Consider the following 19818-nt stretch of genomic DNA (forward strand, 5'->3'; position numbering starts at 1 on the left):
AGAAGAAGCCAAGTTCTAAACTGTGTTAAAGCTTTGTTTATCAAGTCTCAACGTATATTCCTAGATGATTTTTGATTTTTAAAATGACAAATCATGCCGTATCTCCATAACGCCTTTTTACAAAACGTTGTTTTTTGATAAATACTCAAAAATGTTCAAGCAAATGTAAAAAATGAGGTTTTTCTTCAGTCTTGCCAACATTTTATAAAATTTAGCCAAACCATTTAAATTCACGAAAATTTTATTTGCATATCAAGCACTTTTTTACGTATAAACAAATGAAGCTCACAATGATTGATAGATGTTGTTATTTGGTTTCAAATCGGGCTTAAAATTGTAATTTTGAGCAAATTGATACATAGTCTTAACAAGAACTTAGGCATTATACTGAGATATACCAATATTTATAATTGATAACATTAAGGGAGTGCATCATGAGTTTGGTTGTACCTGCTGAAAATACTGATGTCGTACAAAACGAAACTGACCGAGTCGAACGCATTTTAGTGGTCGATGATGATGTACGTTTGCGTACCCTTTTGCAGCGCTTTTTGGAAGATAAAGGCTTTGTGGTTAAAACTGCCCACGATGCCACCCAAATGGATCGTTTATTACAACGTGAATTATTTTCACTGATTGTGCTCGATTTTATGCTGCCTGTAGAAGACGGTTTAAGCATTTGTCGTCGTTTACGTCAGTCTAATATCGACACCCCAATTATTATGCTCACAGCACGTGGTAGCGATTCTGACCGTATTGCTGGCTTAGAAGCGGGCGCAGATGACTATTTACCAAAACCATTTAATCCAAATGAATTATTGGCACGTATCCGTGCAGTACTGCGCCGTCAAGTGCGTGAAGTACCTGGTGCACCAAGTCAAAACGTAGAAGTTGTGTCATTTGGTCCATGGTCATTAGATTTATCTACACGTACCCTAACCCGTGAAGGTCAAGTAGTGACATTAACTACGGGTGAATTTGCCGTGCTTAAGGCATTGGTTCAACATCCACGTGAACCTTTGACTCGCGATAAATTGATGAATCTTGCCCGTGGTCGTGAATGGGGCGCAATGGAGCGTTCTATTGATGTGCAAGTCTCACGTTTACGCCGCTTGATTGAAGAAAATCCTGCTCGTGCACGTTATATTCAGACGGTTTGGGGTGTGGGTTATGTCTTCGTTCCAGATGGTGCTGAATAAGTCACTCTAATTCATTGCTATGAATCTGTTTAAAAAAGTGCTGATCATCTTCTCTAGCTTGAATATCATCAGCATTTTTTGCTTTTAGATTGATCAATTTCCACCTATAACAATCATTATAGTTTTGCATTTGATCAACTTTTTCTCATTAGCTCATGACTTTTATTTAGCTTAAGCACTTTGATTTTATTTAATAAGTTAATTTTGACCAATCTGATTGCTATTATTTTAAGTTGAGGTTTAGATCATTTCAATCTTACTATTGGCGATCAGCAACGGCTTAAACACGCATAAGCGAACATTTTTGAGCTTGACCTAAACGCCACGTACATTACACTGAAATCAATCAAAATATTGCACAGCATGGGAATGCCTCTGTGAAATTAGACCCAATCGATCCACAAGCTTTTTCTGAATTTTCTGCTTATCAAGAAAAGAAACGTACGCCTTGGGAACGCTTTCTTGACAAAATCAAGCCGCGTTCTGCAGCCATGCGTACCACGGTTTTGGTTTTATTTGTGGTATTTTTCAGTTTATTTATGTCTTTATGGTTCTTTTGGAAAACTTTATATTTACCTGAAATTCAACAACATGCACGCTTTTTAGCCGTTGAATTAGAAATGGTAAATAATCCACGCTTGCAAATTTATCATGATGAGGTTCAACTTGATATTGATGAATGGCTCAAACAACGTGTAGGTGTCGAATACATTACAGACCCAAATGAATATCCGAATGTAAAAGATAAAATCATTGCAGATTTCTTTACCAATCGCATTGAGCATCAACTCGCTCAAGAACTTGGCCTCAAAGATGTAACCGTTTACTTCCAATTTAAGCCTAGCCCACGGATTTGGGTGCAAACCCCTGAAATGAATGGCAACTGGGTTCGTGAACCCCTAAAAACGTATGCCAACTATAGTCCTGAGCTGATTTTGGGTTGGTTATTGGGCGTTCCATTGATTGCTGCAGCCATTATTTTAACCTTGGTGAGACAGCTCAATCGCCCATTACGCCGGTTGCAAAATGCGGCAAATAATTATAGTAAAACAGGAAAAGCGCCCTATCTCGAAACCAATCATGGACCACAAGAAATTCGTGAGGTCAATCAAGCCTTTAACCATATGATTTATACTTTAGAGCAAACTGAACGTGATCGCCAAATCATGCTCGCAGGGATTTCTCATGACTTACGCACTCCACTGACCCGTATCCGTCTCAGTGCTGAAATGATGCCTGATGAAGACTTTTTAAAAGAGGGCTTAATTTATGATGTTGAGGATATGGATGCGATTTTGAACCAATTTATTTCCTATATGCGAGATGGTTCTGATGAAGAATTACAAGAAACTGATATTAATAGCCTGTTGCAAGAGCTAAGTATTCAGTTTAAACCTCTCGATATTCGCTTCACCCCTCAAGAAATTCCGAAAATTTCAGCTCGATCCTTATCTTTAAAACGTCTGATTGGTAACTTGATTAATAACTCAAAACGCTACGGTGCTGAACCGATTGAACTTGCAGCATATGTAGAAGATGAGAAAATTAAAATCAGTGTGTCTGATCATGGTGAAGGGATTCCTGAAGACCAAATTGCAGATCTCATGCAACCTTTTGTACGTGGCAATGCCGCAAGAACTGTTCAAGGCAGTGGCTTAGGTTTAGCAATCGTGAAACGAATTGTTGACATTCACCAAGGTGAATTACAGATTCACAATCGTTCTGAAGGTGGTCTACAAGCAATTATTTCCTTACCTATTTCATCACCAGAGCCAGAAGAAAATATCGTAAATAATCCAATTCAAAAGATTAAGCAAACATTGAGTGATCGTTTTTAACTATTGCTCAATAAACAAACACTTAGCTTTGTTTGTTTTCCGAACAGTGACTATTATTTCCTTGCGAAATAACAACTTAAAAACCATCATTAAATTTTATACCCACATTTAGTGAAAAAATTAGACCTTAGCATTAGAGGCATGCACAATTTACTTTTAGGGCGGTACAATCCGTCTAGTTTTGAACAAGAATTGAGCGTAAACCATGTCTTTAGATCGTATTCGTTTAGCATCACTGCACAATAAAGTGATGAGCGCAGAACAAGCAGCCACCTTTATCCAAGATGGCATGACTGTTGGGATGAGTGGTTTTACCCGTGCAGGTGAAGCGAAAGCTGTACCTTTGGCACTCGTAGCACAAGCGGAAAAAAATCCGTTAAAAATCACCTTAATCACAGGCGCAAGTCTGGGTAACGATCTTGACAAAAAATTGACGGAAGCTGGCGTTTTAGCACGTCGTTTACCTTTCCAAGTCGATAACACACTACGTAAAGCCATCAACAAAGGCGAAGTGATGTTCATCGATCAACACTTGTCTGAAACTGTTGAGCAAATGCGTAATCTTCAGTTGAAAAAACCTGATGTGGCTGTGATTGAAGCTGTTGCAATCACTGAAGATGGCGGCATCATCCCAACAACATCTGTGGGTAACTCTGCTAGCTTTGCTATTTTTGCTGAAAAAGTGATTGTTGAAATCAACACCAATTTAAGCCCTGCTTTCGAAGGCTTACACGATATTTATATTCCAACCTATCGCCCAACACGTCAGCCAATTCCATTGACTCACGTAGATGAACGCATTGGTACACCTGCAATCAATATCGACCCTTCAAAAATTGTAGGTATTGTATTTAATAATGATTTGCATGACTCTCCATCTACTGTGACTCAACCAGATGACGAGACTCAAGGCATTGCAAACCACTTGATTGCTTTCTTTGAAAAAGAAGTGGCTGAAGGTCGTCTACCAAAAGACTTAGGTCCATTACAAGCAGGTATCGGTTCGATTGCTAATGCAGTATTAACAGGTCTTAAAGAATCTAACTTCGAAGACTTAGTGATGTATTCAGAAGTACTTCAAGACTGTACGTTCGAATTAATCGATGCGGGTAAAATGAAATTTGCTTCAGGTTCTTCAATTACGCTTTCTGCTAAATATGGCGAAAAAGTATTTAATAACCTTGAACAATACAAAGACAAACTAGTATTACGTCCACAGGAAATTTCAAACCATCCTGAATTGGTTCGTCGTTTAGGCATCATCGGGATCAACACTGCACTTGAGTTTGATATTTACGGCAACGTAAACTCGACGCATGTATGTGGTACAAAAATGATGAACGGGATCGGTGGTTCAGGTGACTTCGCACGTAATGCGCACCTTGCAATTTTCGTAACCAAATCGATTGCAAAAGGTGGCGACATTTCTTCTGTTGTCCCATTTGCTTCTCACGTTGACCATGCAGAACATGACGTTGACATCCTTGTGACTGAACAAGGTCTTGCAGACTTACGTGGTTTAGCGCCTCGTGAACGTGCTCGTGCCATCATCGATAACTGTGCGCACCCAATGTACCGTGATGCATTGAATGATTACTTTGATCGTGCATGTGAAAAAGGTGGTCAAACTCCTCACATTCTCCGTGAAGCACTTTCTTGGCACTCTAACTTTGAAGAAACAGGTCATATGTTGACTGCACAAACTCAAGAGAAAAAATCTGCTTAAGATGTTGAATTTTGAGTTGAAATAAGAAACGCCCGTGAGGGCGTTTTTTATTGCACAAATGGGAGATAATTGATATGCCCCTCTCTCTAACTCTCTCCCAAAGGGAAAGAGGACTTTTCAATATTGATCAATCTCAATTATGCAACTTCACCGACCCGTACTTTCTTGTCAATAAACGCGACACTCGCCTGATCCTGACGAATCATCGCGACGGCTTTTTCAGCAATCATGATTGCAGGCGCATTGGTATTGCCATTGACCACCGTTGGCATAATCGAGGCATCGACCACTCGCAAGTTTTGAATGCCATAAACACGCAGACGTGCATCGACAACCGCCATATCATCTACCCCCATCTTACAACTTCCGACAGGATGATATACCGTATCTGAACGCTCTCTAAGAATATGGCGAATCTCTTCATCCGTTTGCACATCCGCAGTGAATAAATCTTTTTTAATGATGTCTTTAAAGGCATTCGACTGCATCAATTTTTGAGTCAGCTTGAATCCTTTGACCATTTCTTCCAAGTCAGACTCATCATTATAAAAATTAGGGTCAATCAATAATGGATCATCAATACTCGCCCCACTGATTTTAATCGTGCCACGGCTTTTTGGATTCAACAAACATACATGGCAGGAAATCCCATGTCCCATATGCATAGTACGTGCATGATTATCAACAAGTGCCACGACAAAATGTAGCTGCAAATTCGGTAAAGTTTGTTCAGGCGAACTTTTTAAAAAACCGCCACACTCAGCAAAATTAGTACTAATAAGCCCCTTGCGTTCCTTACGATAACGCTGAATTTGCCCCCATAAATCTATAGAACCTTTCAAGGACAAACCAAAAGTACCCGAGATTGCATCGACTTTATAACCAAAAATAAAGTCAGGATGATCGTGAAAATTTTTACCCACACCCGGCAAATGCTTTTTCACTTCAATGCCATGTTCCATCAACTCATGCTGATCACCCACCCCTGACAACATCAAAATCTGTGGGGATTGCATCGCACCTGCACTCAGTAACACTTCACGGCGTGCATAGATTTGCTTCACTTGTCCCGCTTGTTTATATTCCACGCCGACAGCGACACCATTTTCAATCAAAATCCGTTGGGTCTGGGCATGAGTTTCAACTGTTAAATTTTTACGCTCACGATGCGGAAATAAATACGCCCGCGCTGAACTGCAACGCTCACCATTGATGTGTGTGACCTGATAAACGCCTAAGCCCTCTTGTTCTGCACCATTAAAATCATCTAAAATTTTATAGCCTTGCTCTTTTGCCGCAGCCAAATAGCGCGCTTGTAAAGGATTTTCACTTTGTAAATCGGTAACAGATAATGGACCATCATTGCCATGATAGGCATTGTGAATACGCTGATTATTCTCAGATTTTATAAAATAGGGCAAGACATCCTGATACGACCATCCCTCATTACCCAAGGCTGCCCAATGATCATAATCCTGTGCATTGCCACGGATATACACCATGGCATTAATCGCAGATGAACCCCCTAAACACTTACCACGGGGCTGATAGCCCTTGCGTCCATTCAGTCCTTTTTGGGGTACCGTTTCAAATGCCCAATTATTGATTTTTGTGGGAATGCTGATCACCGCTGCGCATGGCACTTCAACTTTCCAGCCATCACCGCCGCCACCAACTTCAAGTAAACAGACCGAGACATTTGGGTCTTCCGATAAACGCCCAGCTAAGACACAGCCTGAGCTCCCCCCACCAATGATGATGTAATCAAATTCCATTTTATTCACATGATATCCTTGTTGTTTTAAATTTACGCTTTTTTTCATTATGCACATATTTGCTGTTTAAAGAATCATTTCAGCCGAACAATTCAACAATTATGATGATGTGCAAAAATAATTTTTCGATTCAATTGTATAAAAATCACACTTATCATTGTCTAAATTTTCGATTAATCTGTAGCAAATAACATTTAAAAACAAGAGGTCAGTACACCTTATGTTTATGATTCGTCAGTTTCAGGAAAATGATCTGGAAAATGTCATCGCCCTTTGGGAGCTCTGCGATTTAACCCGTCCGTGGAATAATCCTGAAATTGATATTTTCCGCAAAACAGCGCAGCAAGATGGTTTGTTTTTATTGGCTGTCAAAGATGAGCAACTCATTGCAACCGTCATGGGTGGCTATGACGGGCATCGTGGTTGGGTAAATTATTTAGCGGTTCACCCACATGCACAGCGCAATGGTGTGGCAACTGCACTGATTCAACAATTAGAAAAACGTTTAATCGCACTCGGTTGCCCAAAACTTCAGCTTTTGATTCGTAAAGAAAATATTGATGTACAAAGTTTTTATGAACAATTGGGCTATGAAGAAATTGAAGTGGTCTGTTTAGGCAAACGTTTGATTCAGGATTGAAAAATAAAGAGGGTATTTCAAAAAAATCCTCACCCTAACCCTCTCCTTTAAAAAGGAGAGGGAACTTTCATTACAAATTTGATGAGATCCAAACTCGATAAAATGGACAGCTTAAATAAAACCCTTAAAACTTATAACCATAAGATAAACCCAAAATATCCTGACTCATTTGCAGCTTCGCTTCACCCCCACCAAATGCCGGTGAAATCGGACCTTTTACTTCATCCTCCAAAGCATGTGTATAAGCAACACTAATTTCCTGATGCGGATCAATATTATACGTCGCACCTACGCTCAGATGATCACGCACCACACCCGGAGCTAGCACATTTAAAAACACTTCACTGTCCCAAACCGGTTGATCATTATGGCTATAGCCTGCACGTAAAGTCAGCTTAGGATGTGCCTGATAGCTCACACCAACTTTATAAACATTGATATCATCCCAACCAAAACCAGGACCGTTGTCCGAACCAAAGACATGACCTTGTTGTAACTGTTCAACATCAAATGAATGACCAACAGAGTCCACATCTGAATAATTAATTCGCTGTACATCCGCTGCTACAGTTAACTTCGGTGTGACTTTGACTGCTGCACCAATGCCATAACTTTCAGGCACATCAAAATCACCTTGTTCTGCAAATAAACCCTGATATTTTTTAAAGCGATCTGCATTGATTTTAGATGAATAACTTGCCCCTAAAGTTAAACGATCATCAAAAAACTGTCCCGTCCAACCAATGCGTGCACCAATGCCAGTTGCGTCATCTTTACCACGATTACTTAAATTTTGACCATCTTGAGAATAGCCCGCAAAAGCCCCTATACCTTTAGCTTCAAAACGCTGATACAGAATATTGGTCGCCACACCAATCGATTGATTTTTTGCATATTTCCATGAAACTGCAGGTGAAATAAAGACTTGGGTCAAATCGACACCAGCAGTGCCCTGATTGCCAAATGCCGCATACGGATTTTGCTTATAGCCCGTATTCATGCCGCCATTTCCATAAATCGCAAGACCCAAAGCCACCTGATCATTCACTTGATGATTCACAGCCAATTCAGGTAAAACAAAATACTGACGCCCATTGCCATCATAATTACCATTGGCATTGGGATAACCTTGAGGCATTTGATTGCCGCTGATTTGAGCAGAACGGTCAGGAGAAAAAATGGTTGCCCCGACATCGACACGATCACCCATCCAACTTAAACCCGCAGGGTTATTGGCAATGGTCAAAGCATCCTGAAATTGTGCAATTGAAGTTCCAGCATTGCCTTGTGCTTTTACGCCATAGCCATGCATAAAATAACCTGTTGTTGCATACGCCGTAGAACTTAATAAAGATACAAATAAAGCTAACGGTAATAGTTGATATGTAGCTTTCATGATTCATCTTATCTAACAATAATATATTTCTTAGTATATTGTTGAAGGTATATCTTGTAATCAAAAATAAATTAACATGTTTATTCTATTTTTTCATAAAGCGTTTTTTCTTTAATGTTTTTAATTTCCCTATTCTCAAGTAAACAGGAAACTCTACAACCAAATCTTCATTTTCAACATTGAGTACTTCAGCCAAATCAACCAATGGATGATCTTGATTTTTTTCACAATAATGTTTTACTGCTGACCATGTGGATAAATATTTCAACAATTGTGCAGCCGGCCATTGATATTGAATCTTAAATGCACAGATCGCTATTTCTTCAAATGGAAAAGGTATTGTTTTATACCCTTCATCAATATAATGACGCTCACTATCCCAATAACCTTTTAATTTTTCGAAATAAAGTGTTTGAATCTGCTGCTGAACATTATCCTGCTGCACACAAATCATACCATAACCAATGACCGCAAGTACCCCTGTAGGCTTCAGTGTACGATAAACTTCTTTATAAAATTTTTCAAAATCAAACCAATGGATCGCCTGTGCAACAGTAATTAAATCAAAGCTCTTATCTACAAAAGAAGTTTGTTCTGACGCTTGTACCTGATAACTAACATTTTCAAAATAAGGAGCGAATTGTAATTGATTGGCACTTATATCTGTTGCCACAATATGATCAAAATAAGGGGCAAGTAACTGGGTAAATTGTCCTGATCCCGCACCTGCATCCCAAGCAAAATTTTTCACAGGTACATATTGTAATATTTCCTGCAATACCTCTTGCGGGTAACTTGGTCGAGCTTGTTGATAAAGTTGACTGTCTTTTGAAAATAGATCTTTCATTTTTTTAATATGTGATATATTTCTCATTTTATTAATATACGCATAATTTGGTGAGATACAAATTATATTGTCTAACAAGATAAAGCTTTATTGTCGCGTTCATCTTCAAATAAAAAGATATCGTGATGATAAAACCAGTTCAAAACTTTTCTAAAAATTTTAAACAAAAAAAAGCTCTAAATTTATATTTAGAGCTTTTTTAAATATGGTGGCGAGACCCAGGATCGAACTGGGGACACACGGATTTTCAATCCGTTGCTCTACCGACTGAGCTATCACGCCGATGGGGTGTATTAAGCCGTATCTGAATAAATTAGTCAATATAAATCATTACTTTTTTATTCATTCGAGTAAATTTTACTCAAAAAAAATCTCTGATGGGATCAGAGATTGAAATCGTAAATACGGTTTTTAAATATGGTGGCGAGACCCAGGATCGAACTGGGGACACACGGATTTTCAATCCGTTGCTCTACCTACTGAGCTATCACGCCGATGGAGCGTATTAAACAGTTTAATGCTTTTGCCGTCAAGTCTTGAATGAAAAAATTGATTCATTAGTCTATTTTTACAGCAATATGACCATTTGTATTTAGAAACAATAAAAAAGCAGCCAATAGAGCTGCTTTTCATAAAATACACAAATTAGAGTTTATCGATGTGTGCCAAACACCGATGGATTGCACCACAGCCTGGTTCAAATTTCTTCACGCCCTTCTCTTCTTCAAGGCGGCACGCTTCTTCCACTAAGCGTTCTGCAACACCACGCCCACGATTTGCTGGATGTACCACAATATTTTCTAAGGTTTTGCTTTCACCTTGCCCCGTACACCAAATTGCACCAATAATTTTGGTATTAAATTCTGCAACGTAAAGTAGGGTATACTGAGCTAAGTTTTGCTCAAGTTGTTCAATGGCATCTTTACCATCGGCAAATTCTGGACTAGTGTCGTAGAGGCGCTCAAGTTGATTACGAACTTCGTCATTTTCAAGTGAAGTTTTAGCATGTACGGTTATAGGCATTGATTAACCCTCCTGAGCAATCTAATATGCTGTCACTTTCGTCACAGCGAAACATCTTTTACATCAAACTTTTAATTTTTGACGTTTTTTGAGGAACGTGTCTATGGCACAACGTATCAGTGAAGTGGTAAGAAACACCAACGAAACCAAAATTCGAGTTCGAGTGAATCTTGATGGTACAGGTCAAGGCACGCTCAATACAGGTGTTCCATTTTTAGACCATATGATTGATCAAATCAAGCGTCATGGTTTATTTGACATTGATATTCACTGTGATGGTGACTTAGAAATCGACGATCACCACACTGTGGAAGATTGCGGAATCACTTTAGGACAGGCGTTTGCCCAAGCACTCGGCGATAAAAAAGGCTTAAAACGTTATGGTCATTTTTATGCACCGCTAGATGAATCTTTAAGCCGTGTTGTCGTGGACTTGTCTGGTCGTCCAGGTTTATGGATGGATATTCCATTTACACGTGCGCGCATTGGTACATTCGATGTCGATTTATTCTCTGAGTTTTTCCAAGGCTTTGTGAATCACGCACTGATGACACTACATATCGATAATTTGAAAGGCAAAAATAGCCATCACCAAATTGAAAGTGTATTTAAAGCATTTGCGCGCGCACTGCGTATGGCATGTGAAATTGACCCACGTGCTGAAGATAAAGTCGCTTCTACGAAAGGAACATTGTAATGACCCGTATTGCCCTTCTTGACTATGGCATGGGAAATCTTCACTCAGCAGCAAAAGCACTTGAACATGTCGGTGCAACGGTGGATGTGACCAATGATCCCAAGCTGATTGCTCAAGCAGATAAAATTGTATTCCCAGGCGTAGGTGCAATGCGCGACTGTATGCAAGGCATGCGTGAAGCAGGTATTGATGAAGTCGTACGTCATGCTGTATTTAACAAACCTGTGCTTGCGATTTGTGTCGGTATGCAAGCTTTGATGCAATCTTCAGAAGAAAATGGTGGTACTGAGGCTTTAGGTATCTTTGCAGGTTCTGTAAAGCATTTTCCTGAAATTGAAAATTTAAAAGTTCCACATATGGGTTGGAACCAAGTGCATCAAGCTGATCCTTCTCATCCAATGTGGAAAGATATTGATCAGGATGCGCGTTTCTATTTCGTGCACAGTTATTATGTAGAACCCAAAGATCAAAACTTAGTGGCTGCGACTTGTGATTATGGCTTAGAGTTCTGTACAGCTATCCATAAAGAAAACTTGTTCGCAACCCAGTTCCATCCTGAAAAAAGTCATACAGCAGGTTTGCAATTGCTCAAAAACTTTGTGGAATGGGATATTTAAAGTTGAGCCCATTTGAGTTGAGCCAATATCATTTGGCTCAGCTTGAGTCGTAATTTCATCTAAAAATTAAAATCTTAATTTGATTTATTTTATTTTTTGTTTAACATTTAATCAAATTTAAAACAAAACATACGTTTAAATTTTAATAAATACTTTTTCTATCCATCTCAATTGAGTAAAAAATGAACAATAATATTCAATCTAGCGACTCGGGTCTGAGCGCAAACGGACGCTTTGGGCGTTTATCCTATCTTGCTTGGAATATGCTACTCGGCTTCTTTTTGATGTTCTGCGGTGTTCTCGCTGCATTCATCGTACCGAATATGATGGCAAATATGTCCTATGGCGCAAGTCCATCACTTGGCTTTTTTGTACCTATCATTTTGATTTATATCATTCTGCTTTATTTTACTTATATTTTTGCGATACGTCGTTTGCATGATCTCAATAAAACTGGTTGGCTGTCATTGGTGTTATTAATACCCTTGGTCGGGATATTTTTTTGGATTTATATTTCCTGTGCCAAAGGCGATGAAGGCAATAATAATTATGGTGCGCCTCGCCTAACACGTGGCTGGGAAAAAGTTTTAGGCTGGATTTATATCGTTATGATTCCACTGAGCCTTATTTTAACGGTTGCTGTTGCGATTCCTGCTTATCAGAGTTATGTCAAAAATGCAGAAGCGATGCGTATGCAGATGGAACAAATGCAACTAGAACAAACATCTGAATATTCAGAATAATACTGCATTATCATCAATATTTTTCATTTGAATATCAATCAAGCCAATGTATTTGACTTGATTGATATACTTATAACATTGGGTCTGAATTTCAAAAATTGCACATCACACAGGTCTGCCAATTTTTTATCATCATTCAAAGATACTACGTGATACCGATTCTATTTTTCTTTAATCAATGATCACTTAAAGCCTTCAGCGCTTAATGATTTGACTCATTTTTCGTCACAAAGCCGCCTTCTAAAGGCTCTACACTAATTTTAATTTCCGCTTTTAAGTTTAAAGCTGCATAACGGTCTTTGATTTCTCCCATCAGCTGCTCCATGGTGGCTTGGCTTAAATCTACTTCAGATGCAACATAAGCTTTATTGACCAAATCAGCCTGATCTTGTTGGTTTTGTTGTTTTATTTCACTGTTCCAACGCTCAGTCATACCCACCAAACGCGCCAATTCAATTAAACTTTGCGCACTAGAAGGTGTTGAGTGTTGCAACCATTTGCTCATCGTGCCTTTAGAGCTTTCTAAAATATTCACAATGTCAGTGGCTTTAATATTTTTGTCCTGAATCAACTGCTTTAAACGTTTTGCGCCTTCAATTAAAAGATCATCCTCTTTTTCAGCCATGACCTATCCTCCCAATTACTCACCTCACAAAGCTACCACCTTTTATCTAAGTTTGTTATAACAATACGATGAATTTTTAATGTGCTGAATGTCTGTGGAACTGCCTATTTCTGCTTTGCCAAGCAAAGAATACATCCAAAGTTTGCCTCGTTTTCAAAATATTGCATTGGAAAATATTGTGGTGATCAAGACAGTGCAACAATGTCAAAACATCGAAGCGGAGCTTAAAATAGCAGCAGTTTTGGGTTTTGACAGTGAGTCTAAGCCCACCTTTCATAAAGATGATGTACAAACAGGACCACATTTAATTCAGTTAGCAACCTTTGAAAAAGCCTATTTATTTCAAGTTTCAGATGAAATTCTAAATTTTTTAAAACCCATTTTTGAAAATAAAGATCAAATCAAAGTGGGTTTTGGTCTCAAAAATGATGCACATTTGTTTCGAAAAAAAGGCATTGAGCTATACAGCATCATTGAACTCTCTAAATGTTTTAAAAGTTTTGGTTTCAATAATCCTGTGGGGATTAAAAATGCCATGGCATTGTTATTTAAAGTCAATTTCCCTAAAAGCAAATCGGTCAGCACCTCAAATTGGGCTCGAAAAACCTTAACCACGCCACAAATTGAATATGCTGCAGCCGATACTTATGCAGCTGTGTTGATTTTTGAGGAATTGCTGCGTTTAGGCTTATTACCAACAAGCATTCCCAATACTTCACTAAAATTAAGAATTCGCCCGAATAAAGCGAAAACTATCACTTAGAAAATGATCAAGTTTTTGCTAAGATGAGCCTCAATAAATTTTGATGAGATTGGGCAAGGAGCGAAAGCATGCTGATCATCCCTGCAATTGACCTGAAAGATGGTAAATGTGTCCGTTTAAAACAAGGGCGTATGGAAGACGATACTGTATTTTCTGACGATCCTGTAGCAACTGCACAACATTGGGTAAATGAAGGCGCACGCCGTTTGCATTTGGTTGATTTAAATGGTGCTTTCGCAGGTACACCTATTCACAAACCTGTGGTTGAAGCGATTGCTAAAGCACAACCTGATTTACCAATTCAAATCGGTGGTGGTATTCGTTCACTTGAAACCATTGAGCATTATTTAGATGCAGGCGTATCTTTTGTCATCATTGGTACAAAAGCTGTGAAAGAACCTGAATTTGTTGAAGAAGCATGCAAGAAATTTGCAGGTCATATCATTGTCGGGATCGATGCCATGAATGGCATGGTTGCAACAGATGGTTGGGCAAATGTCACTGATGTAAAAGCGACTGATTTAGCTAAACGTTTTGCTGATGCAGGCGTTTCTAGCATTGTATACACTGACATTGCGCGTGATGGCATGATGCAAGGTGTAAACGTTGAACAAACTGTTCATCTTGCAACCTATTCTGGTCTTCCTGTGATTGCTTCAGGTGGTGTGACCAATCTTGATGACGTACGTAACTTGAAAGGTCAACCAGGCATTTTAGGTGCGATTACAGGTCGTGCAATTTATGAAGGGACTTTAAACCTTCGTGAAGCACAATTGTTATTAGATGAACAAGCATTGTAATTATTCCAAATAAAATACATGTAAAAAAGAGGTCAATATGACCTCTTTTTTATTTATCAATTAAACTGTCTATTCACCCATTGACTGAGTTCAGTCATACAATCATGCGTAGATGGGGCGCACATCAACAAATGAAATTACCAACCCAATGCTTCCATTTATACTTCAAATTTATTTTTTTAACACACGATATGATGTGTAAAATATCACTCTGATTTTTAATAATTTTATTTATTTTCTTACTATAGGTCTGATCTGACAAAGAAATAGAGCATGTTAAACTACAGCCTTGTTAAGTTCTTCCCCATGCTATGTTTAACCCAACCCGCTTCCCTAAAGCACCCCAACTGGCTTTAATCTTTATTACCATCATTTGGGGTGGTAGTTTTATCACTGTGCAATACGGCTTAAATTTCAGTAGTCCGATTTTATTTGTCGCCTTACGTTTTGCAGCCGCAGCCATTGCCGTCATTGCTTTATCATGGAAACATTTAAAAGGTTTTAACCGTAAGGAAATCTTTGCAGGCTTTTGTATCGGCTTAGTGATTGCCTTAGGCTATGGACTACAAACGCTTGGTTTAAAAACCATGAGTAGTAGTGAATCCGCTTTTTTGACTGCCCTCTATGTCCCTTTAGTCCCGATTTTAATGTGGTTCATTTTTAAGAATGTGCCACATGTCATGACTTGGCTTGGCGTACTTTTGGCATTTTTGGGTTTAGTATTTTTAACAGGCAATGGTTTTGGGGCGATTCATCTACATTTTGGACAAATCATTACCCTGCTGGGTTCGATTGCTATTGCTTTCGAAATTATTTTGATCAGCCACTTTGCAGGTCAGGTAAATGTGCATCGAGTCACTGTACTTCAACTGATTTTTGCTTCGCTCCTCTGTTTTATGATTGCCCCCTTGGTAGGTGAACACTACATGCCACAATTTCATTGGCAATTATGGGCAGTACTCTGTGCTTTAGGCTGTGCAAGTGCAGGGATTCAATTGGTCATGAATTGGGCACAGCGCAGAGTTGATCCCTCACAAGCTGCCATTATTTATGCGGGTGAACCTGTATGGGCAGCCGTGTTTGGACGTATGGCAGGTGAGCGTTTATCTGCTTTGGCTTTATTGGGAGGGTTATTGGTCGTGATGGGTGTGATCATCAGTGAATGGCGACCAAAGTTTTTGGAGAAATCAAAATTACAAAACAATCAATCACGTTCATCATCGTGATGGCTCTTTCTTCTCCAACAACATACACGGCTGATAATACTCAACTTGAGGTATCGGATCATAAAATGGGTGCAATAATGCTTTCCATTGTTGATATTCAGCAGATTGACGAAACCCCTCAGTATGGTCTTCAAGCTTGTCCCAAAATACCAATAAAATATAACGGTGTGAATCCTGAATATTTTTAATCAATTGCACCGCATTTAAGCCCGACATCGGATAAATAAATGCCTTTGCTTGCTGAAATGCAGCTTCAAAAGCCTGACTTTGTTCAGGCTTAATCTGTAAATGAACGTGTTCTATAATCATGTTGAGTGCTACTATTGTTCAACATGTCACTTCTAAGCGACAGGCTTGTTTTTATTTTTAAAATACATTAAATAGGCAAAGCACGATCATCATTCAAAGCGACAATCCCACGAATCGCCCGATATACAATCCAAATCCAAGAGAAAAATAATACCGCACCACAAAAAATAGATGCACCTAAAGCCACACCCGCAAAAGCGTTGACATTATCGGTGGTAAAAAATAGAAAAATAAAAGGTACAAATGCCAAAACTGTCCAAATTAGATACCCCCAAAAGGTACGAATTTGCCATTTAAAATGACTTTCATATATCGTGCCACGTACAGAATCCAATTTGACATAGTTAATGATCAAAGCAATCAGCACCAAAATGCCTGCTGAAAAAATTCCAATAATATAAAGAATATATAAGATCAAAGTCAGTGATTTGCTGTTATTTGTGTCTGTGTAACTATTCATTGTTATATCCTCAATAAAGGCAACTGCTCATCTTTAAATTTTAAATACGTTCAAAGGTGAAATGAGCCATAAAATCAATAAAATATTCAAAAATATAGTACAGAAATAAATTTTTCTAAACGGTTGTTTTTGTGTTTTATGTCGTAAACGTTGCTGTGCCAACCATGCCGCAGGCCACCCACCCAAAAATGAGAAAATATGTAAAGTATTTTCAGGTACACGGCGATTGCCCTGTTGCGCTGCCTCTTTGTCTTGCGCATAGAACCAATAGGTCATGGCATTGATGATACTGATCAATAATAAAATCATGCCACTGAACCAACCAATCACCGTCAATCCAGCCAAAATAACAATATAGGTAATACACAAAACCTGCATCGGTTGTATTTTCTGTACTGATTTGGCTGAGTTTTGATTTTTAGGTTTAGCACTCTTTTGGGTTTGTGACGCTTTTAAATAACCCACTTGTGTTGCTTTATAACGTCCATTGGCATCGACCTGAACGTTATATTCTAGAGCACAACCCAAAATTGGTCGTGGTCCTTTTTGTGCAAAGTCTTTGATATGTAGAAAGACTCGCCCCTTGGCTTCATCATTGGGTTGAATAAAGCCATAGCCTTTGTCATCAAACCATTCGACTAAACGTCCTTGATCGCGCATTTCTATTTTCCAAATATTAAGAAAAAATAATAGTTCTCTTGCAAAAGTCAAAAATAACCATGAATTGAAAAGTCCCTTCTCCCTGTAAGATGAGCGTAGCACAAGAAGATGGGGGGATTTTTCATATAAACCCTCTCCTTAAAAAGGAGAGGTGAGGAAGATATTCCGCAAGACTGTGCATTCAATCTCAATCACAAATCGACTTACGCAAGAAATCTAATCCATTAAAAGAATACAATTCAAAATCATGACAATTAAGCAGTTACAAACTTCAATCTTTCTACCAGCATATTACGCATTTCTAAAGGATTTTTCTGCAAAATATCCTCGCCTGTACGTCCTTCAGCTTCATTCATCTGCGCCACCTGTAAACGCATCATCCAAAAACGCCCTGCTGCCATTGCCAAATACAACTCTAAACAGGCTTTTTCATCTGCCGTTAAAGGACGTATTGTTTCGTATGCATTTAAAAAGGCAATGGCTTTGTCTTCATTCAATGCAACATCAGGATATTCAGTACAGAAATCATTTAAAGTAATCGCAATATCAAACAGTAATTCATCATGATTTAATTCATAAAAATCTAAAATACCGTTGAGTTGATCGCCATCAAATAAGGTATTGTCACGAAATAAATCTGAATGAATAAAACCTTTCGGACGATTTGGATACATTGCTGTTAAAGCTTCATACAGTCCCAACAAATTATTCAGCAATGTTTGGTCTGCTATATCTAAGCTTGGGCGAATCTGGCGTGCCACCTGATACCAATAATCATGGTCACGTACACTGCTACGTGTTAATGCAAAATTTTGTAATGCCACATGCATTTTTGCTTGCGCAATTGCGATGGCTTCAGCTTGTGCCAAACTGGCAGGTATCGGGTGGTTGCCCAGCATGCGTGGGGCTATCTGTGCGGGTTTATCTTTTAAATGGTGAATCGACTGGCCTGAATGTTTCAACGGCACAGGAACAGGTAAATCATGCTGCCCTAAATGTTCAAGCACAGGCACTAACTCACCTGCGGCTTGTGCATCCATATTTTCAAACAAGGTCAAAACAAACTGTGAACCATTTGCGCAGACAATAAAATAGTTGGTATTTTGAATGCCGCCTTGAATCGGATTCAGCTCAATCACCTCCAATCCATAAGGTGCTGCGAAAGCTTGAACTTCCTGTAAACTCAAAGTGGTATAAACCGACATACAAAACCTGCGAAAAAACTTACATAATTTTGATAGAATACCCTCTCTCAGGTTTTAGGTGTAGCACCTACACCCTTCAGTTTCATAATCGGCTGTTATTTTTGGAAAAAATTATGCTTGCTAAACGTATTATTCCTTGCCTCGATGTAGATAATGGGCGTGTGGTAAAAGGTGTCCAATTCCTTGATATTCGTGATGCAGGCGATCCTGTTGAAGTAGCCCGCCGTTATAATGAACAAGGTGCAGATGAAATCACCTTCCTTGACATCACTGCCACGTCTAATGGACGTGATACGACTTACCGTACTGTTGAACGTATGGCAGAAAGCGTATTTGTACCTTTAACTGTAGGTGGCGGTGTACGTAAAGTTGAAGATATTCGCTTATTGTTAAATGCAGGCGCAGACAAAGTCAGTATCAACTCAGCAGCAGTGTTTAATCCTGAGTTTGTCCAAGAAGCATCTCAACGCTTTGGTGCACAATGCATCGTCGTTGCCATTGATGCGAAAAAAACAGGTGAAAATAAATGGGAAATTTTCACGCATGGTGGTCGTAAACCAACTGGTATTGATGCCATTGAATGGGCTGTAAAAATGGCTGACTTTGGTGCAGGTGAATTACTTGTCACCTCTATGGATGCCGATGGTACCAAAGCAGGTTATGACATCGAACTCATGCGCAATATCAATGACCGTGTCACGATTCCAACCATTGCATCAGGTGGGGTCGGTAATTTACAGCATTTAGCAGATGGTATTTTAAAAGGTGGTGCAGATGCTGTTTTAGCAGCATCTATTTTCCATTTTGGTCAATACACCATTCCTGAAGCGAAAAAATATCTTGCAGAACAAGGTATTGAAATGCGCCTTTAATTTATAGCCTGTCGCAGAATCAAACAAAAGAGTGTTCAATGAATGCTCTTTTTTATTTTTATATGGCATCATCATCAAAAAATACGTTCTTGTGATTTATGAGCATTTAATAACAATCGCAATCATCTCCTGTCGATTTTAAAAAGTAATATAAGCAATTTTTTCACTTTTCTACGCACGGTCAAGAAAAGCGAAAGCACGGTATTTTGCTTAATGGATCTATCTGAGAGACAAAAAAAAGGAGTCTTGAAGACTCCCTATAAACCGAAATATAAAAAAACTAAACATTACCTAAGAGAAACTACAGCACATAGATTCATCAAAGATCTTTGGGTGAGTTAAATTTACGCTGAATTGCATGCACAATATTGACATCAGAAATCTATTTTTATGACAA

The 19818-nt window shown here is 38.8% G+C and carries 20 protein-coding genes and 2 tRNA genes; 11 read left to right on the forward strand and 11 right to left on the reverse strand.

Annotated features, from left to right (window positions below):
* Positions 1–434 precede the first annotated feature (434 nt).
* The 3 genes from ompR (at position 435) to scpC (ending at position 4763) form a co-directional block, all read left to right on the forward strand.
* A complete protein-coding gene (gene ompR / locus HX129_RS09055; protein WP_111858908.1) occupies positions 435–1199 on the forward strand; it encodes an osmolarity response regulator transcription factor OmpR in 765 nt (254 codons plus the stop codon).
* A gap of 377 nt (positions 1200–1576) precedes the next feature.
* Entirely contained in the window at positions 1577–3037 is a 1461-nt protein-coding gene (locus HX129_RS09060; RefSeq protein ID WP_130072296.1) for an ATP-binding protein, read from the forward strand.
* A 205-nt stretch (positions 3038–3242) separates the two neighbouring features.
* The gene (scpC, locus tag HX129_RS09065) at positions 3243–4763 is read left to right on the forward strand and encodes a succinyl-CoA:acetate CoA-transferase ScpC (protein ID WP_174493893.1); all 1521 of its coding nucleotides are present in this window, start codon (positions 3243–3245) and stop codon (positions 4761–4763) included.
* Positions 4764–4900: 137 nt separating this feature from the next.
* On the opposite strand, the gene HX129_RS09070 is transcribed toward scpC, so the two are convergent.
* On the reverse strand, positions 4901–6538 hold the full coding sequence (locus tag HX129_RS09070) for a GMC family oxidoreductase (RefSeq protein ID WP_502872651.1): 1638 nt from the start codon (positions 6536–6538) through the stop codon (positions 4901–4903).
* A 220-nt stretch (positions 6539–6758) separates the two neighbouring features.
* On the opposite strand from HX129_RS09070, the gene HX129_RS09075 reads away from it, so the two are divergent.
* Entirely contained in the window at positions 6759–7178 is a 420-nt protein-coding gene (locus HX129_RS09075; RefSeq protein ID WP_107007185.1) for a GNAT family acetyltransferase, read from the forward strand.
* A gap of 124 nt (positions 7179–7302) precedes the next feature.
* Here HX129_RS09075 and HX129_RS09080 read toward each other — a convergent pair whose 3' ends face one another.
* From HX129_RS09080 to HX129_RS09100, 5 genes are all read right to left on the reverse strand, one after another.
* Positions 7303–8574, reverse strand: a complete 1272-nt coding sequence (locus tag HX129_RS09080) for an OmpP1/FadL family transporter (protein WP_286434900.1) — start codon at positions 8572–8574, stop codon at positions 7303–7305.
* 85 nt (positions 8575–8659) lie between these two features.
* The gene (locus HX129_RS09085) at positions 8660–9421 is read right to left on the reverse strand and encodes a class I SAM-dependent methyltransferase (protein WP_286434901.1); all 762 of its coding nucleotides are present in this window, start codon (positions 9419–9421) and stop codon (positions 8660–8662) included.
* Between the two features lie 206 nt (positions 9422–9627).
* Positions 9628–9703: transfer RNA gene (locus HX129_RS09090), tRNA-Phe, on the reverse strand.
* A 136-nt stretch (positions 9704–9839) separates the two neighbouring features.
* Positions 9840–9915: transfer RNA gene (locus HX129_RS09095), tRNA-Phe, on the reverse strand.
* Positions 9916–10066: 151 nt separating this feature from the next.
* Entirely contained in the window at positions 10067–10444 is a 378-nt protein-coding gene (locus HX129_RS09100; protein WP_130072301.1) for a GNAT family N-acetyltransferase, read from the reverse strand.
* 103 nt (positions 10445–10547) lie between these two features.
* Between HX129_RS09100 and hisB the strand changes: the two genes are divergently transcribed.
* From hisB to HX129_RS09115, 3 genes are all read left to right on the forward strand, one after another.
* Complete coding sequence (hisB, locus tag HX129_RS09105; protein ID WP_130072302.1) at positions 10548–11141, forward strand: imidazoleglycerol-phosphate dehydratase HisB; 594 nt, start codon at positions 10548–10550, stop codon at positions 11139–11141.
* A complete protein-coding gene (gene hisH / locus HX129_RS09110; RefSeq protein WP_174493898.1) occupies positions 11141–11758 on the forward strand; it encodes an imidazole glycerol phosphate synthase subunit HisH in 618 nt (205 codons plus the stop codon). The genes hisB and hisH overlap by 1 nt, the downstream gene beginning before the upstream one ends.
* A gap of 182 nt (positions 11759–11940) precedes the next feature.
* Positions 11941–12501 carry a DUF805 domain-containing protein gene (locus tag HX129_RS09115; protein ID WP_180047088.1) on the forward strand — a complete coding sequence of 187 codons (561 nt, stop codon included), beginning with the start codon at positions 11941–11943 and terminating at the stop codon, positions 12499–12501.
* A 202-nt stretch (positions 12502–12703) separates the two neighbouring features.
* Here the strand turns inward: HX129_RS09115 and HX129_RS09120 are convergent, their stop codons facing one another.
* Positions 12704–13126: a transcriptional regulator gene (locus tag HX129_RS09120; RefSeq protein WP_174493900.1), complete on the reverse strand. Its 423-nt coding sequence runs from the start codon at positions 13124–13126 to the stop codon at positions 12704–12706.
* An 88-nt stretch (positions 13127–13214) separates the two neighbouring features.
* Between HX129_RS09120 and HX129_RS09125 the strand changes: the two genes are divergently transcribed.
* From HX129_RS09125 to HX129_RS09135, 3 genes are all read left to right on the forward strand, one after another.
* Positions 13215–13889, forward strand: a complete 675-nt coding sequence (locus HX129_RS09125; RefSeq protein WP_286434903.1) for a 3'-5' exonuclease — start codon at positions 13215–13217, stop codon at positions 13887–13889.
* 68 nt (positions 13890–13957) lie between these two features.
* Positions 13958–14689: a 1-(5-phosphoribosyl)-5-[(5-phosphoribosylamino)methylideneamino]imidazole-4-carboxamide isomerase gene (gene hisA / locus HX129_RS09130; RefSeq protein ID WP_130072307.1), complete on the forward strand. Its 732-nt coding sequence runs from the start codon at positions 13958–13960 to the stop codon at positions 14687–14689.
* A gap of 311 nt (positions 14690–15000) precedes the next feature.
* A complete protein-coding gene (locus HX129_RS09135; RefSeq protein ID WP_286434905.1) occupies positions 15001–15915 on the forward strand; it encodes a DMT family transporter in 915 nt (304 codons plus the stop codon).
* On the opposite strand, the gene HX129_RS09140 is transcribed toward HX129_RS09135, so the two are convergent.
* The 4 genes from HX129_RS09140 to HX129_RS09155 form a co-directional block, all read right to left on the reverse strand.
* The gene (locus tag HX129_RS09140; RefSeq protein WP_286434906.1) at positions 15907–16224 is read right to left on the reverse strand and encodes an antibiotic biosynthesis monooxygenase family protein; all 318 of its coding nucleotides are present in this window, start codon (positions 16222–16224) and stop codon (positions 15907–15909) included. The genes HX129_RS09135 and HX129_RS09140 overlap by 9 nt on opposite strands.
* A 67-nt stretch (positions 16225–16291) precedes the next feature.
* On the reverse strand, positions 16292–16684 hold the full coding sequence (locus tag HX129_RS09145) for a DUF4870 family protein (RefSeq protein WP_174493902.1): 393 nt from the start codon (positions 16682–16684) through the stop codon (positions 16292–16294).
* Between the two features lie 33 nt (positions 16685–16717).
* Positions 16718–17344 (reverse strand): DUF1294 domain-containing protein, encoded by a 627-nt coding sequence (locus HX129_RS09150; RefSeq protein ID WP_130072311.1) that lies wholly within the window; start codon positions 17342–17344, stop codon positions 16718–16720.
* Between the two features lie 254 nt (positions 17345–17598).
* Positions 17599–18549 (reverse strand): homoserine kinase, encoded by a 951-nt coding sequence (locus HX129_RS09155; RefSeq protein WP_286434907.1) that lies wholly within the window; start codon positions 18547–18549, stop codon positions 17599–17601.
* Positions 18550–18662: 113 nt separating this feature from the next.
* On the opposite strand from HX129_RS09155, the gene hisF reads away from it, so the two are divergent.
* A complete protein-coding gene (gene hisF, locus HX129_RS09160; protein ID WP_130072313.1) occupies positions 18663–19421 on the forward strand; it encodes an imidazole glycerol phosphate synthase subunit HisF in 759 nt (252 codons plus the stop codon).
* Positions 19422–19818 lie beyond the last annotated feature (397 nt).

It is taken from the genome of Acinetobacter sp. 251-1 (genome assembly GCF_030329305.1).
Lineage (GTDB): Bacteria > Pseudomonadota > Gammaproteobacteria > Pseudomonadales > Moraxellaceae > Acinetobacter > Acinetobacter piscicola_A.